This window comes from Embleya scabrispora, assembly GCF_002024165.1.
In the GTDB taxonomy this organism is placed as follows: Bacteria; Actinomycetota; Actinomycetes; order Streptomycetales; family Streptomycetaceae; genus Embleya; species Embleya scabrispora_A.
Genome location: NZ_MWQN01000001.1, coordinates 3,835,182 through 3,849,817, shown reverse-complemented (window position 1 = coordinate 3,849,817; position 14,636 = coordinate 3,835,182). Strand labels below are relative to the sequence as shown.

The 14,636-nt window shown below is 70.8% G+C and carries 12 protein-coding genes; 3 read left to right on the top strand and 9 right to left on the bottom strand.

Annotation, left to right across the window (positions count from 1 at the left end; all coding sequences use genetic code 11):
• Window positions 1–26: 26 nt before the first annotated feature.
• Together B4N89_RS17065 and B4N89_RS17060 are read right to left on the bottom strand one after the other, a co-directional pair.
• The gene (locus B4N89_RS17065) at window positions 27–815 is read right to left on the bottom strand and encodes a glucose 1-dehydrogenase (protein WP_078976683.1); all 789 of its coding nucleotides are present in this window, start codon (window positions 813–815) and stop codon (window positions 27–29) included.
• Window positions 816–850: 35 nt separating this feature from the next.
• Window positions 851–1,798, bottom strand: a complete 948-nt coding sequence (locus tag B4N89_RS17060; RefSeq protein WP_078976682.1) for a TIGR03619 family F420-dependent LLM class oxidoreductase — start codon at window positions 1,796–1,798, stop codon at window positions 851–853.
• Window positions 1,799–1,961: 163 nt separating this feature from the next.
• Here B4N89_RS17060 and B4N89_RS17055 point away from each other — a divergent pair, with 163 nt between their 5' ends.
• Entirely contained in the window at window positions 1,962–2,801 is an 840-nt protein-coding gene (locus tag B4N89_RS17055; RefSeq protein WP_078976681.1) for an enoyl-CoA hydratase/isomerase family protein, read from the top strand.
• 347 nt (window positions 2,802–3,148) lie between these two features.
• Here B4N89_RS17055 and B4N89_RS17050 read toward each other — a convergent pair whose 3' ends face one another.
• A complete protein-coding gene (locus tag B4N89_RS17050; RefSeq protein WP_078976680.1) occupies window positions 3,149–4,780 on the bottom strand; it encodes a FadD3 family acyl-CoA ligase in 1,632 nt (543 codons plus the stop codon).
• 135 nt (window positions 4,781–4,915) lie between these two features.
• On the opposite strand from B4N89_RS17050, the gene B4N89_RS17045 reads away from it, so the two are divergent.
• Window positions 4,916–5,692: an enoyl-CoA hydratase/isomerase family protein gene (locus B4N89_RS17045; RefSeq protein ID WP_078976679.1), complete on the top strand. Its 777-nt coding sequence runs from the start codon at window positions 4,916–4,918 to the stop codon at window positions 5,690–5,692.
• 123 nt (window positions 5,693–5,815) lie between these two features.
• Here B4N89_RS17045 and B4N89_RS17040 read toward each other — a convergent pair whose 3' ends face one another.
• Window positions 5,816–6,844, bottom strand: a complete 1,029-nt coding sequence (locus B4N89_RS17040) for an acyl-CoA dehydrogenase family protein (RefSeq protein WP_078976678.1) — start codon at window positions 6,842–6,844, stop codon at window positions 5,816–5,818.
• A gap of 13 nt (window positions 6,845–6,857) precedes the next feature.
• Entirely contained in the window at window positions 6,858–8,000 is a 1,143-nt protein-coding gene (locus B4N89_RS17035; RefSeq protein WP_078976677.1) for an acyl-CoA dehydrogenase family protein, read from the bottom strand.
• Window positions 8,001–8,191: 191 nt separating this feature from the next.
• Here B4N89_RS17035 and B4N89_RS17030 point away from each other — a divergent pair, with 191 nt between their 5' ends.
• A complete protein-coding gene (locus B4N89_RS17030) occupies window positions 8,192–9,358 on the top strand; it encodes an acetyl-CoA C-acetyltransferase (RefSeq protein WP_078976676.1) in 1,167 nt (388 codons plus the stop codon).
• Window positions 9,359–9,451: 93 nt separating this feature from the next.
• Here the strand turns inward: B4N89_RS17030 and B4N89_RS17025 are convergent, their stop codons facing one another.
• From B4N89_RS17025 to B4N89_RS17010, 4 genes are all read right to left on the bottom strand, one after another.
• Window positions 9,452–11,647, bottom strand: a complete 2,196-nt coding sequence (locus B4N89_RS17025) for an MMPL family transporter (protein ID WP_078976675.1) — start codon at window positions 11,645–11,647, stop codon at window positions 9,452–9,454.
• A gap of 236 nt (window positions 11,648–11,883) precedes the next feature.
• Entirely contained in the window at window positions 11,884–12,996 is a 1,113-nt protein-coding gene (locus B4N89_RS17020; protein WP_414646370.1) for an NAD(P)H-dependent flavin oxidoreductase, read from the bottom strand.
• Window positions 12,993–13,766, bottom strand: coding sequence for a CoA-transferase subunit beta (locus B4N89_RS17015; RefSeq protein ID WP_078976674.1), 774 nt, complete (start codon window positions 13,764–13,766; stop codon window positions 12,993–12,995). The genes B4N89_RS17020 and B4N89_RS17015 overlap by 4 nt, the downstream gene beginning before the upstream one ends.
• Window positions 13,763–14,632, bottom strand: a complete 870-nt coding sequence (locus B4N89_RS17010) for a CoA transferase subunit A (protein WP_078976673.1) — start codon at window positions 14,630–14,632, stop codon at window positions 13,763–13,765. Before B4N89_RS17010 ends, B4N89_RS17015 begins: the two co-directional genes overlap by 4 nt.
• Between the last annotated feature and the right edge of the window lie 4 nt (window positions 14,633–14,636).

Below are 14,636 nucleotides of genomic sequence, written 5' to 3'. Positions count from 1 at the left end.
CATATCCTGATGCGCCGCCAACGGCATCAGAAGAGCTTCACGCCGGCCATCCAGCCGCCGTCGACGACGATGTGGGTGCCGGTCGTGTAGGAACTGTCGGGCCCGGTGAGGTACAGCGCCGCGGTGGCGATCTCGTCGGGCTCGCCGATGCGGGCCAGAGGTATGCCGCCGAAGACCTCGCTCACCGGGTCCGGCTCGCCCGGGGCGGGCGGCCGGGAGGGCAGGCCCTCGATGTCCCCGGGATTGGTCATCGGAGTACGGACGCCGCCCGGGCAGATCGCGTTGACCCGGATGTGCGGGGCGGCCTCCAGGGCGGCCACCCGGGTCATCGCCAGGACCGCGCCCTTGGTCGAGGCGTACGCGACCAGGCCCTCCATGCCGGCCAGGCCCGCGTAGGAGGCGATGTTCACGATCGTGCCCGGGCCGCCGGCCGCCCGCATCGCGGGCAGCGCCGCCTTCATGCCCAGGAACGTACCGAGCTGGTTCACCTCGACGATCCGCAGATATGCCTCCCGGGACATCTCCTCGATCGGCTCGAAGGCCAGGATCCCGGCGTTGTTGACCAGTCCGTCGAGCCGGCCGAACGCGGCGACGGAGGCCTCCACCGCCCGCCGCCAGTCGTCCTCGCTCGACACGTCCAGGTGGACGTAGCGCGCAGCGTCGCCGATCTCCTTCGCCGCCGCCTCACCCGCCTCGTCGAGGATGTCGCCGAGGACCACCCGCGCGCCCTCGGCCGCGAACAGGCGGGCCTCCGCCACACCCTGTCCGCGTGCCGCGCCGGTGATCAGGACCACCCTGCCGTCCAGCTTGCCCATGCGAAGACCTTTCGAAGAACGGGACTGATGGTGCGTCAGGACAGGTGGGGAGCCACCTCGGCGGCGAACCGGGCGATCTGGTCCAGCAGTTCGGCCAGGTCCCGGCTGCGGAAGCGGACCTGGATCTGGTTCGCGCCCTGCTCGCCGTACCAGCGCAGCGACTCGGCGATCTTGTCCGCGCTCCCGGTGAGGGTGTGGGCGCCGACGTCCCAGCCGGCCTCGCCGACGTAGATCATCTCGGGAATCGCGCCGATGTCGAGGCGCTCGTCCGCACGGCCGAACTCCTCCCGGTAGCGCCGCAGTTCGGCAAGCTGCGCCGGGTAGGTCTCGCGCGGGCTGCCCTGCGGCAGCCAGCCGTCGCCGTACCTGGCCACCCGCTTGAGCGCGGCGCCCGCCGAGCCGCCGATCCAGATCGGCGGACGGGGAGTCTGCACCGGACGCGGCCGGGCGCCCATGTCGTCCACCCGCCAGTGCTGCCCGGCGAAGGTCACGTACTCCTCGCGCAGCGCCAGGTCGAGCAGTTCCAGTGCCTCGTTCAGCGCCCTGCCCCGGGTCTTGAAGTCGACGCCGAGCATCTCGAACTCGGCCTCGACGTGGCCCGCGCCGGCGCCGACGATGGCCCGGCCCTTCGAGATCCGGTCCAGCGTGGCGAACGCCTTGGCGGACATCATCGGGTGCCGGTAGGCGAGCACCGACACGTGGCTGATCAGCCGGATCCGCTCGGTGACCCCGGCGAGCCAGCCGAGCGTGGTCATCGTGTCCCACCACTCGGTGCCCATCGCGCCGGCGTGGCTGCGCGGGATCGCGGTGTGGTCGCAGACCGCGATGTAGGCGAAGCCGGCCCGGTCGCAGGCGCGGGCGAGCGCGGCGAGTTCGTCGGGTCCGGCGCCGTCCTCCCAGGCTTCCGCGTACAGCCGGCTCTGCGACTGGATGGGCAACTGCATGCCGACGTGCAGGGTGCCCGGGGGCAGGATCGCGGCCATGGGAGTGCCTCCGAAAGTGCGAGAGGGGTCGAGTGGGGGCTCGGAGAAAAGTGGTCGGGCGAGATCGACGGACATCGATGGACTGTGCCGAACGCGTGTCACATACTCCGATCTAACGGGTCGTCAGACAAGGCCGAAAGACCGCTCCAGGAGGAACCGGACCGTGATCAACACCACCGACCCGAGCATCGACGCGGCCGAGGAACGCATGCGCCTGGAGGTCGACGAAGGCACCGGCATCGCGTCGTTGACCCTGTGCCGGCCGGAGAAGTTGAACGCGTGGAGCTGGGAGGCGACCCGGCAGTTGGGCATCATGGCCGACCGGATCCGCTTCGACGAGCGGATCCGGGTGGTCCTGCTGCGGGCCGAGGGGCGGGCGTTTTGCGCGGGCATCGACGTGACCGCGCCCGGCGGTGCGATCACCGGGCGCTCGGGGGCGGAGCGCACCCGCAACTACTACGAGGGTCTGCGCTGGGTACACGAGCGGTTTCGCGCCTTCGCGCGGCTGCCGCAGCCGGTGGTGGCGGGCGTGCAGGGCTACTGCCTGGGCTTCGGGTTCGAGTTGGCGCTGATGGCCGACATCCGGATCGCGGCCGACGACGCGCGGTTCGCGCTGCCCGAGGCGCAGATCGGGGTCGCGGTGGACGCCGGCGGCGACATCCGCATCGCCCGCGAGGCCGGCGCCGGGTGGGCCAAGCTGCTGTCGCTGACCGGGCGACGGATCGACGCGGCGCTGGCCGCCCGGTTGAACCTGGTCCAGGAGGTGGTGCCGGCGGCCGACCTGGACAAGGCCGCACGGGCCGTGGCCGAGGAGATCGCGGCCAACGCACCGCTGGCCGTACAGGGCATCAAACGCAGCATCGACACCTTCGCCGACGCCAACCTGGACGCGGCCCTCGGCCTGACGGCGATGTCGGCGGCCCTCACCCTGGTGTCGGACGACTCGGTGGCGGGCTACGCGGCCAAGGCCGCCCGCCGGTCGGCGGAGTTCGAAGGGAGATAGGCGCCGGCCGACGATCCGTTCGGCAAACCCCTTGTTGTCCGGTTTGAACGGAAGTATCCTGAAAGAAGCCTACGGGGCGAGCGAGGGAGCTGGACCGAACAGCGGCTTCGGAGCGGTTGACCGAGGTCCGACGGTCAGGCTGAGAGGCCCGAAAGTCCGATGGACCGGAAGGCGACCCCTAGCACCTGAACGGACAATGCCGGCGCAGGGAGCCCACCTCGTAGGTTTTCATCCGCCTGACGCTCGTGCTCGACCTCGGTCGACACGGGCGTTTTGCCGTTGCGCCGCCCGCCGAGCCGCCGGCCGCTCGGCCCCGAGGACCGGCGGCTCGGCGGGCGCGCGCGGGTTCAGCGGCGGGCCGCCTCTTCGGCCGCCCTGGCCCGGAGTTCGAACTTCAGGACCTTGCCACCCGGGTTGCGGGGAAGTTCGGTGACGAACTCGACCGTGCGCGGCACCTTGTAGTTGGCCATCTCGCGGCGGCAGAACGTGATGATCTCGTCGGCGGTGGCCTCGGCACCGGGACGCAGCAGCAGGTAGGCCTTGCCGACCTCGCCCATCCGCGCGTCCGGGACGCCGACCACCGCGGCCTCCGAGATCGCCGGGTGCCCCGCCAGGACCGACTCGATCTCCGCCGGATAGGCGTTGAAGCCGCCGACGATGAACATGTCCTTGATCCGGTCGGTGATCCGCAGGTTGCCCTGCTCGTCCAGGACGCCCACGTCGCCGGTGTGCAGCCAGCCGTCCGCGTCCACCGCCTTCGCGGTCTCCTCGGCGTCTTCGAAGTAGCCCGTCATCACGTTGTATCCGCGCACCCACACCTCGCCCGACTCGCCGACCGCAGTCGGCTTGCCGTCCGCGTCCGCCGTGATCACCTCGACGCCCGGGATGGCCCGGCCCGAGGTGGACGAGATGGTCTCGGCCGAGTCCCCCTGGCGGCACATCGTGGCGGTGCCGCACGACTCGGTCAGCCCGTACGCGGTGAGCACCGAGTCGAAGCCCAGTTCCTCGGCCATCCGGGTGACCAGGGACAGCGGCACCGCCGCCGCCCCGGTGACCGCGAGCCGCAGCGAGGACAGGTCGTAGCCGCTCGCCCCCTCCCGCGCCACCGCGTCCAGCAGCGAGGTGTAGATGGTCGGCGCGCCCGGCAGCACCGTGACCTTCTCCTGCTGGATCAGCGCCATCGTGGCATCCGCGTCGAAGACCGCCTGCGGGATCAGCGTGGCGCCCTTGATCAGGCTCGCGATGATCCCGGCCTTGTACCCGAAGGTGTGGAAGAAGGGGCTGACCACGAGATACCGGTCGCCCTCGGTGACGCCGACCACCGACGCCCAGGTATCGAACACCCGCAACGTCTGTGCCTGCGTGGTCATCACGCCCTTGGGCGCGCCGGTGGTGCCCGAGGTGAAGATGATGTCGCCGGTGTCGTCCGGGGCCACGCTCGCCTTGCGGGCGTCCACCTCGGCGGCGGGAATCCCCTCGCCGCCGGCGAGGAAGTCGGCCCACGAGACGCAGTCGTCCGGCGCGGTGTCCGCGAGTACGACCACCCGGCCCAGGTCCGGCAGGTCCGCGAAGGGCCGGCCCTCGGCGGCGCCGCCGGCCGCCTGGCGCAACATCGCGACATAGGACGAGCCGAGGAAGGTGCCCGAGACGAACAGCAGCCTGGCGTGCGTCTTGGCCAGCACGTACTTGGCCTCGGCGCCCTTGTACCGGGTGTTCATCGGCACCACGACGCCGCCGGCGGTGAGCGCGCCGAGCGCGGCCACCATCCAGTCCAGCGAGTTCGGCGCCCAGACGCCGACCCGGTCGCCCTTGCCGACGCCGGCCGCGATGGCGGCGGCCGCGGCGCGCCGGACGCGGTCCCGCAGTTCGGTGTAGGTGACCCGTACATTGCCGTCCACCACGGCCTCACGGTCACCGAAGCGGTCCGCCGCGCTGTCGACGAGAGCAGGAATGCTGCCCCACTCGAGGTCCCCTTGCATGATCGCTCCCGGAGAGGCCAGAGGTTGATTGAACCTGACGGTACGTCAGATCATGGCGGCGAGGGAAGCGGCATCGCGGCGATCGAGACGCACACCACCGCGAAGCGGTGGCGACCGATGATTGAGGGCTGAGCTATGCGCAAGTTCGAGACGCTGGGCTACGAGCAGGAGAACGGCGTCGCGTGGGTGACGTTGAACCGCCCGGACCGGCACAACGCGTTCGACATCACCATGATCGACGAGTTGCACACGTTGTGGCGGGACCTGCGGCACGACGACGACGTGCGCTGCGTGGTGCTCACCGGCGCGGGCGACAAGGCGTTCTGCACGGGCATCGACCGCGGTGTGGACATCCCGCAGCCGTCGTCGCCGTACATGATGGACGACCCGATGCTCCGGGTCGGCCCGAAGTTCTCCGACCTGTGGAAACCGGTGATCGTCGCGGTCAACGGGATGGCCTGCGGCGGCGCGTTCTACCTGCTGGGCGAGTGCGAGTTCGCGATCGCGGCGGAGGGGGCGACGTTCTTCGACCCGCACACCACGTACGGCATGGTCTCCGGGTTCGAGTCGATGCACCTGGCGCAGCGCATGCCGCTCGGCGAGGTCATGCGGCTCACCCTGCTCGGCAACGCCGAGCGGATGAGCGCCCGGCGGGCGTACGAGACGGGCCTGGTCTCGCAGGTCGTGCCCGCCGCGGACCTGCTCGACACCGCCCGCTGGGCCGCCGAGACCATCGCCTCCTATCCCCCGCACGGCGTCCAGGGCTCGATCCGCGCGATCTGGGCGGCCCGCGACCTGACCCGCGCGCAGGCCCTGACCATGGCCCCGCACCTGATCGAACTGGGCAACCTGGACTGGTCCGAGCAGGCCGGGCTGTTCCAGAGCCGCAGCAAGGAGTTCCGGGTGCGCTGAGGCCACGTGATCCGGGGACGCGGCCACCGCTCCGGAAACACGAATGCCCCCGTTCCACCAGGGAACCGGGGGCGTTCGCGCGTGACGACGGCCGCCTGAAACGTCGTCAGTCCAAGGGGCGGGTCAGAACGCGGGTGTGGGCGGGGCAGGCGCGTCGCCGAGCAGGTCCGCCGCGATCCGGTCGCGGTGCACCCCCGCGTCGCCCCACGCGGTGCCCAGCGCCCAGGCGCGCTTCATGAACAGGTGCAGGTCGTGTTCCTCGGTGTAGCCGATCGCGCCGTGCACCTGGAGGCAGTTGCGGGCCGCGAGGTCGGCCGCCTCGCCCGCGTAGATCTTCGCCATCGACACGTCACGGGCCGCAGAGGGCAGGTCGCGGGCCAGCGAGTAGGCCGCGCGCAGCACCACGGGGCGGGCGAACTCCAGCTTGATCAGCACGTTGGCCAGGTGGTGCTGGACCGACTGGTGCGAGCCGATCGGCACGCCGCGCTGGACCCGCTGCTTGGCGTACTCGACGGTGGTGTCCAGCATCCGCCGGGTCAGGCCGAGCAGTTGCGCCGCGGCGCCGAGCGCGCCCCGGTCCGCCGCGCGGGCCAGTGCACGCTGGGTGTCCGAGGCCACCAGGGTGCGTGCGGTCGGCGTGAAGTCGACCGTGAAGAGCTTGCGGCTGCGGTCGACCGAGCGCTGCGCGGTCAGTACGCAGTCGGCCGGCGTCGCCACGTGCAGGTCGCCGTCGGCCAGGCCGATCACCAGGACGTCGGCGGCCGCCGCCTCGACCGCGAGGCGCTGCCCGGGCAGCAGCACGGAGGCCGCCGCCCGACCGGCCGCGATCTCGGCCAACCACCCGGCGTCGGGCGCGAACTCGGCGAACAGCCCGGCCGCGACCGCGGATTCGAGCAGCGGTTCGGGCAGCGCGGCCCGGCCGGCCTCGACCAGCACGGCGGCCAGTTCCTCGTCGCCCATGCCCAGGCCGTCGTGCTCCTCCGGGACCACGATGCCGGTCACGCCGACCTTGGCGAGTTCGACCCAGCGCGCGGAGATCGCGGTGTCGGCGGCCCACGCGGCGCGCACGTCCGCCGTGGTGCACCGGTCGGCGAGGAAGTCACGGACGGTGTCGCGGAACAGTTCCTGGTCTTCGGTGTATGCGAGGCGCATCGTCGGAACCCTTCTACTTCGCTCGGGGCAGGCCGAGGATGCGCTCGGCGATCGTGTTGCGCTGGATCTCGTTGGTGCCGGCGTAGATCGGGCCGCCCAGCGCGAACAGGAACCCGTCCAGCCAGCCGCCGTCGCCGTCGTCCAGTTCGCCCGCCTCGCCGAGCAGGCGCAGCGCGGTCGCGTGCAGCTCGACGTCCATCTCGGACCAGAAGACCTTGTTGATCGAGGAGTCGGCGCCGATCGCACCGCCCGCCTGGAGTTTGGTGACCGTGCCGAAGGTGAACAGCCGGTACGCGTCGGCGTCCATCCAGGCCCGCACCACCGCGTCCCGCTCGGCCGGGCGCGGGTCGCGCTTGTACAGCTCGATCAGCCGGTTCGCGGGGGCCGCGAAGCGGCCCGGGCTGCGCAGGTTGAGGCCGCGCTCGCTGCCGGTGGTGGCGATCATGATCTTCCAGCCCTCGTCCACCCCGCCGAGCACGTCGGCATCGGGGACGAAGACGTCGTCGAGGAAGACCTCGGCGAAGCCCGGCTCGCCGTCGAGCTGCGGGATCGGCCGCACCGTCACGCCCTCGGCGGCGAGGTCGACCATGAAGTAGGTCAGGCCGCGGTGTCGCTGCGCCTGCGGGTCGGTACGGAACAAGCCGAACAGGCGGTGTCCCCAGGTGCCGCGCGAGCTCCAGATCTTCTGGCCGCTGAGCCGCCAGCCGCCGCGCTCCTCGTCCCGCTCCGCGCGCGAGCGCACGTTGGCCAGGTCGGATCCGGCCTCGGGCTCGGACCAGCCCTGGACCCAGATCTCCTCGCCGGCGGCCATCGCGGGCAGGTAGCGGTCCTGCTGCTCCCTGGTGCCGAACTCGAAGAGCGTCGGGGCGAACAGGAAGATGCCGTTCTGGCTGACCCGGCCGGGGGCGCCGGCGCGGTAGTACTCCTCCTCGAAGATCAGCCACTCGGTCAGCCCCGCCTCGCGGCCGCCGTACTCCCGGGGCCAGGACACCACCGCCCAGCGCGCGTCGAAGAGCTTGCGCTCCCACGCGCGGTGGGCCTCGAAGCCCTCGCGGGTGTCCATCGACGGCAGGCGCTCGGCGGGCACGTTGGCGGTCAGCCACGCGCGCGCCTCCCGGCGGAACTCCTGCTCCTGCTCGGTGAATTCGAGATCCACTGGGCGACTCCCTCGACGGGTGTGAGACCGAGGACACACAGGTCGAAACCCGGTCGGACACGGGTAGCATAACTGACGGGTCGTCAGGTTAGCTGCTGTACGCGGTGTGGCGACAGCGTGCGCGGCGTGTGATCGAACACGCGGACCGAGGCGGGTCGTCCGCGGAAACAACGAGATCGAAGGAGGCCCCAGTGGCCGAGGCATACATCGTCGACGCGGTCCGTACGCCGGTCGGCCGCAAGAAGGGCAGCCTGTCCGGGGTGCATCCGGCCGACCTGGGCGCGCACGCCCTCACCGCGCTGGTCGAGCGCAGCGGCATCGACCCGGACGTGGTCGAGGACGTGGTCTTCGGCTGCGTGGACACCATCGGCCCGCAGGCGGGCGACATCGCCCGTACCGCGTGGCTCGCCGCCGGCTACAGCGAGGCGGTGCCCGGGGTCACCATCGACCGGCAGTGCGGCTCCTCGCAGCAGGCGATCCACTTCGCCGCGCAGGGCGTGCTGTCCGGCACCCAGGACGTGGTGATCGCCGGCGGCGTGCAGAACATGAACCAGATCCCGATCGGCGCGGCGATGACCTCGGCGAAGCCGCTCGGGTTCACCGACCCGTTCTCCGGTTCCAAGGGCTGGGCGGCGCGCTACGGCGACGAGCCCGTCGACCAGTTCCACGGCGCCGAGCTGATCGCGAAGCGGTGGGACATCTCCCGCGAGGAGATGGAGCACTTCGCGCTCGCGTCGCACGAGCGGGCGATCCACGCGATCGACAACGGGTGGTTCGAGAAGGAGATCGCGCCGATCGACGTGGACGGCACCGTGGTCGCGGTCGACGAGCCGCCGCGCCGGGGCACCACCCTGGAGAAGATGGCGGAGCTGAAAGTGCTGATGGAGGGCGGCCGGATGACCGCCGCCGTCGCGTCGCAGATCTCCGACGGGGCGGCGGCGCTGCTGATCGTCTCGGAGCGGGCGCTGAAGCGTTACGGCCTCACCCCGCGGGCCCGGATCCACCACATGAGCGTGCGCGGCGCGTCCCCGATCGAGATGTTGTCCGCACCGATCCCGGCCACGGAGTACGCCTTCGCCAAGTGCGGCCTGGGCATCGACGACATCGACGCGGTCGAGATCAACGAGGCGTTTGCACCGGTGGTGCTGTCCTGGATGAAGGACATCAAGGCCCCGCACGAGAAGGTCAACCCCAACGGCGGCGCGATCGCCCTGGGCCACCCGCTCGGCGCCACCGGCGCCCGCCTGATGACCACCCTGCTGCACCACCTGGAGCGCACCGGAGGCCGCTACGGCCTGCAGACCATGTGCGAGGGCGGCGGCCAGGCCAACGTCACCATCATCGAACGCCTGGGCTGACCCCCTTCCGCCCGCGCGCTTCGCCGGGCACACGCGAAGGAGCGCGGCCACCGGGGGGAACGGTGGCCGCGCTCGCTGGGGGGAGGTGCCGGATCAGAACTGCCGCTGGTATCCCTGGCGCTCGTACGTCGGGTACTGGGCGACCTGCTGCGGGGCGTGGACGCGCGGGACGCGGCTGGGCCACCAGTTGGCCCGGCCCAGGATGGTCATCAGCGAGGGCAGGATCACGATCCGGACCACGATCGCGTCGATCAGGACCGCGGCGGCCAGGCCGACGCCCATCTGCTTCATGTCGAGCATGCTCAGCGTGCCGAAGACCCCGAAGACCGAGACCATCACGATCGCCGCGCTGGTGATCACGCCGGCCGAGCTGGTGATGCCGCGCTCGACCGCGGCCTTGGTGGACATCCCCTGCATGGCCGCCTCGCGGATCCGGCTGACCACGAAGACGTGGTAGTCCATCGACAGGCCGAACAGGACCACGAACAGGAACAGCGGCAGCCAGGAGATGATCGCGCCGCTGGAGTGGAAGTCCAGGTACTTCTCGGCCCAGGTGTGCTGGAAGACCACGACCAGGAAGCCGAAGGAGGCCAGCGCGGAGAGCAGGTTGATCGCGATAGCGGTGAGCGCGACCACCACCGAGCGGAACGTCACCGACATCATCACGAAGGTCAGCAGCAGCACGAAGCCGATCACCAGCGGCAACTTGTCCTGCACGTGGTCGGCGAAGTCCTTGTTCAGCGCCGTCTCGCCGGAGACCGCGAACTCCGCTCCCGCCACGGTGCCGACGGTGTTCGGCAGCACGGTGTCCCGCAGTTGCTTCAGCGCCGTCTTGGCCTCCTTGGAGCTGGAGATGTGCGGCACGATCACGTCGGCCTTGAACGCGCGGCCGTCCTGGGAGACCAGCACCTCGACCGGGTCCTTGGCGAACAGCGGGTTGGTGCGGGTCTGCGCGATCGCCTTGTCCAGCGCGGCGCGGGTCTCCTTCTCCTTGCCGGCCGGGGCGAGGGCGATCAGGTTGTACGGGCTGTGCTTGCTCGGGTAGGCGTCGGTCATCCGGTCGTAGGTCTGCATCGTGGCCATCGAGCGGGGGAAGTCGTCGTCGGAGGTGTTCTGCAGCTTCATGTCGAAGGCCGGCAGGGCCAGCGCGCCGAGGGCGATCACCGACACGAGCAGAGTGGCCTTGGGGTGGTTCAGCGCCGGGCGCAGCATGGCCTTCCACACGCGCGGCTCGCGGTCCGCGCGGGCGGTCAGCCGCCACAGGATCGGCACCCGGGGCCGGTCGATCTTGTTGCCCAGCTTGGCGAGCAGCGCGGGCAGCACGGTGAGCGAGCCGACCATGGCGACCGCGACCACGATGATGCCGCCGGTGGCCAGGCTGGAGAAGATCGCGTCGTCGGCGATGTACATGCCGGCCATCGAGACGATCACCGCGATCGCGGAGACCACCACGGCGTGTCCGGAGGTGGCGGCGGCAATCTCGATCGCGTCGATCCGGCCGCGGCCCTTGGCCCGCTCCTCACGCTCGCGCTTGACGTAGAAGAGCGAGTAGTCGACGCCGACCGCCATGCCCATCATCAGAATGATGCTGGACACGGTGCCCGCGTCGGGCACGAGCGTGGAGGCGAGGCCGTACAGGCCGATCGAGGCACCCACGGCGGAGATGGCCAACAGCACCGGCACCGCGGCGGCGATCATCGCGCCGAACGCGACCATCAGGATGACCAACGTAATCGGCAGGCTGAACAGTTCGGCTTTGCCGAGGTCCTCGGCGATCTGATCCTCGATGCCCTTGCCGAGCGAGGCGTCACCGATCTCCTCGACCCGCAGGTCGGGGTGTTCCTTCTGGACGCTCGCCGTCGCCTTCAGCAACGGGTCGATGTGGTCCTTGGCCTTCTCGGCGTCACCCTTCATGGTGAGCGGCACAAGGAGCGCCTTGCCGTTCGTGGCCGGGATCGGCTCGGCGACCTCGGCGACCTCGGGCAGTGCCTTCAGCTTGGTGGTGACCTCGGCCGCGATCTTGTTCGCCGCGGTCCGGTCCAGCGCGCCGCTCTTCGCGGTGATCAGCACGTTCTCGCTCGCCGCGCCGTCCAGACCGTACTGCTTGGCGATCGCGTCGGCCCGGCCGGACTGGCCGGTGCGCATGTCGGCCTTGGTGGTCTTCTCGGTGCCCGCCGCACCGCCGACGACCAGGCAGATGGCGACGAACGCGATCCACATGGTGATCGCCCGCCACGGATGGGTGGCGCTCCATCGTGCGACGCGAACGGTCGCCGGCTGCTTGGCCATTGTCAGGTCCCCTCTTGAATGCGCTCTGCTTCCCGCTGACAGTTCGAGTCTGTCGGCCGACCGGTCGCGGAACACTGCGCCGGGACCCCGAGCAGGGGTGGGTCCAGACCCACCCCCAAACCGGCGAGGGGCGACGGCGAGGCGGGGTCGTTTCCGGCGAACTCGGCCCAATACGGCCGGACATGCCGCCGGCACCGCCCACGAGGGGCGGTGCCGGCGGTGGGGGTGGCACCAGGTCAGACCCGGGCGGCCTCCAGCTCGTACAGGATCCCGCTCGCCTGCGCGGTGATCCGGTCGATCAACTCCGCGCACGAGGGGAGGTCTTCGATCACCCCGACCACCTGGCCGGAGGCCATCACGCCCAGGTCCGGTCGGCCGTCCACCATCGCGGCCTTGAGCAGCATCGGCGTGTTGGCCGCCATCAGCACCTGCGGCCAGCTCAACCCCTGCGACTTCTTCATCGCCAGGCCCTCGCGGGCCATGTCGGTGAGTTTGGCGCCGCTGAGCTTGCGGAACCGCAGCGCGTTGGCGATCGAGCGCGGATAGCGGGCGAGCACCGAGCGCTGTTCGAGCCGCTTGACGAAGTCGGTGGCCAGCACCCGGTGCGGGACGCCGTCCACCTCTTTGGACACCACCGTGCCGTTGACGTCCGTGGCGAGGTAGACGTCCTTGACCGCGTTGCCCACGGGGCTGTCCGAGGTGAGCAGGAAGCGGGTGCCCATCGCGATCGCGTCGGCGCCGTACGCGAGCGCCGCGACCAGGCCGCGCCCGTCGAAGAAGCCGCCGGCCGCGATCACCGTGACGTCGCTGCCCCGGAGCACGTCGGTGACCTGCGGCAGGAGCAGCGTGGTCGGGATCGAGCCGGTGTGGCCGCCGCCCTCGCCGCCCTGCACGATCACTCCGTCGACGCCCCACTCGGCGACCTTCTGCGCGTGCCGCTTGGCCCCGATCGAGGGCACCACCAGCATGCCGAGGTCGTGCGCCCGGGCGATCAGGTCCTTCTTCGGCGCCTGCGCGAACGACGCGACACGAATGCCCTCGCGGCCCATCAGGTCGATCCGTTCGGCCGCGTCCGGCGCGTCCGCGCGCAGGTTGACCGCGAACGGCTTGGCGGTGCGCTTCTTCACCGCCGCGATCGCCGCGACCAATTCCTCGTAGGTCATCGTGGCCGAGGCCAGGATGCCCAGACCTCCCGCCTCGGCGGTGGCCGCGACCAGGCTCGGGTAGGACACGTAGCCCATGCCGGTCTGCACGATCGGGTACTCGACGCCGAACTTCGCGGTGAAGCCGTTGCGCAGGGCCGGGTGCGGGCGGGCTGCCGCTCCGCCCACGCCGTCCGCCCCGCTCACGCCGGCACCTCGCGCAGCCGCATTCCGCGCGGGTCCAACACCTCGCGCACGATGCGCAGTTCCTCGTCCGACGGCACCCGCGAGGTGGGCACCTCGGCCGGGACCACCAGTTCGAAGCCGGTCGCCTCGACCACCTCGTCGACGCTCACCCCGGGGTGCACCGACCGCAGCCGCATGACCTTGGTGTCGGTCTCGAAGTCGAGCACGCACAGGTTGGTGACGACCCGTCGGATCTCGTGGAAACGACCCGCCGATCCGGTCGCCGCGGCCCGGTCGTAGCCGACGCAGGAGACCATGTCCACCTTCGGCGTGAGCACCCGCGCCGAGTGTTTGGGGATCCAGTAACTGGTGGTGTGGTTGATCGTGTTGCCCGGCCCGCCGCGCGAACCGAGCACCTGGCGCTTGGGCCTTGCCCAGTCGCCGATCGCGGAGATGTTGGCGTTGCCGTGCGCGTCGATCTGCACCGGGCCCATCATCACGTGCCGGCGCCCGGACGCGAGCACGTCGAGCACCTGGCGGTACGGGATCCAGCCGACCACGGCGAACTCGTCGGGCTTGGCCCCCAGTCGGGCGTCGCCCTCGAAGAAGTACGACTCGCCGTTGGACAACATCAGGTCCGGCTCGAAGGTGGCGCGGGCCAGCCGGGCGCCGATGGTGGGGATGGTGCCCATCGGGCTGCCGATGATCTCGCCGTCGCCGCGGAAGCAGTCCGCGACGGCGGCCACGCACACGTCGGCGCGCGTCGCGTCGGTCAGGGTGTCGGTGCTCACTTGGCGTTCTCCTTCGCGAACTCCGCGACGGCGGCCTGGTACGCCGCTTCGCTCTCGACCTTCAGGAAGCGCTGCTCGAACGCGGCCCACGCCTCGGGGTCGGCGGCGGCCGTCGCGTACGCCTTCTGGAACGCCTCGTCACGGCCGTACTCCGGCGGACACTCGGTGAAGTGCGCCCCGTTCGGCGCCTCGACCACGCCGTGCGTCATGTAGCGGTGCACGGTCAGCGTGTGCACACAGCCCGCCGCCTTGAGCAGTTCCTCGCTCGGCACCACGCGCTCCGCCGAGACGTACGCCTTCTCCGCCGCCAGGCAGAACAGGTCGTCCATGAACTGGTCCGGGCCGGTCAGCGCGGCATTGCCGCGCTCGTCGGCGACGTTGGCGTGGATCAGCGCGACGTCCAGGTTCAGCGCGGGCATCGCGACCAACGTCTCGTCGTCGTAGGGCGATTCGATCGTCTTCAGGTGCGGCGAGACGGTGAGGATGTCCGAGCCCAGGCCCGCGCGGGTGGGCAGGAACGGCAGCCGCTGGGCGGCGGCGCGCAGCCCGGTGAGGAACATGCCCTCGTCGTACTCGACCGCCTCGACCAGACCATTCTCCCGGACGTGGCGGAAGTTGGGCTCCAGCGGGATCGAGTCGAGCGAGACGAACGCGTAGACGAGCTTGCGCGCCTTGCCGGCGCGGGCGAGCAGTCCGACGTCGGGACCGCCGTACGAGACGATGGTCAGGTCCTTCAGGTCGGATCGCAGAATCGCCCGGACCAGGGCCATCGGCTTGCGCCGCGACCCCCACCCGCCGATCCCGACGGTCATTCCGTCGGAGAGTCGTGCGACGACCTGATCGGGCGTCATGCGCTTGTCGGCCATGGAT

What these genes read in the sequence shown, in the direction of transcription:
- B4N89_RS17065 (WP_078976683.1), bottom strand. Translation starts at nt 815, where the DNA reads ATGGGCAAGCTGGACGGCAGGGTGGTCCTGATCACCGGCGCGGCACGC.
- B4N89_RS17060 (WP_078976682.1), bottom strand. Translation starts at nt 1,798, where the DNA reads ATGGCCGCGATCCTGCCCCCGGGCACCCTGCACGTCGGCATGCAGTTG.
- B4N89_RS17050 (WP_078976680.1), bottom strand. Translation starts at nt 4,780, where the DNA reads ATGCAAGGGGACCTCGAGTGGGGCAGCATTCCTGCTCTCGTCGACAGC.
- B4N89_RS17045 (WP_078976679.1), top strand. Translation starts at nt 4,916, where the DNA reads ATGCGCAAGTTCGAGACGCTGGGCTACGAGCAGGAGAACGGCGTCGCG.
- B4N89_RS17040 (WP_078976678.1), bottom strand. Translation starts at nt 6,844, where the DNA reads ATGCGCCTCGCATACACCGAAGACCAGGAACTGTTCCGCGACACCGTC.
- B4N89_RS17025 (WP_078976675.1), bottom strand. Translation starts at nt 11,647, where the DNA reads ATGGCCAAGCAGCCGGCGACCGTTCGCGTCGCACGATGGAGCGCCACC.
- B4N89_RS17010 (WP_078976673.1), bottom strand. Translation starts at nt 14,632, where the DNA reads ATGGCCGACAAGCGCATGACGCCCGATCAGGTCGTCGCACGACTCTCC.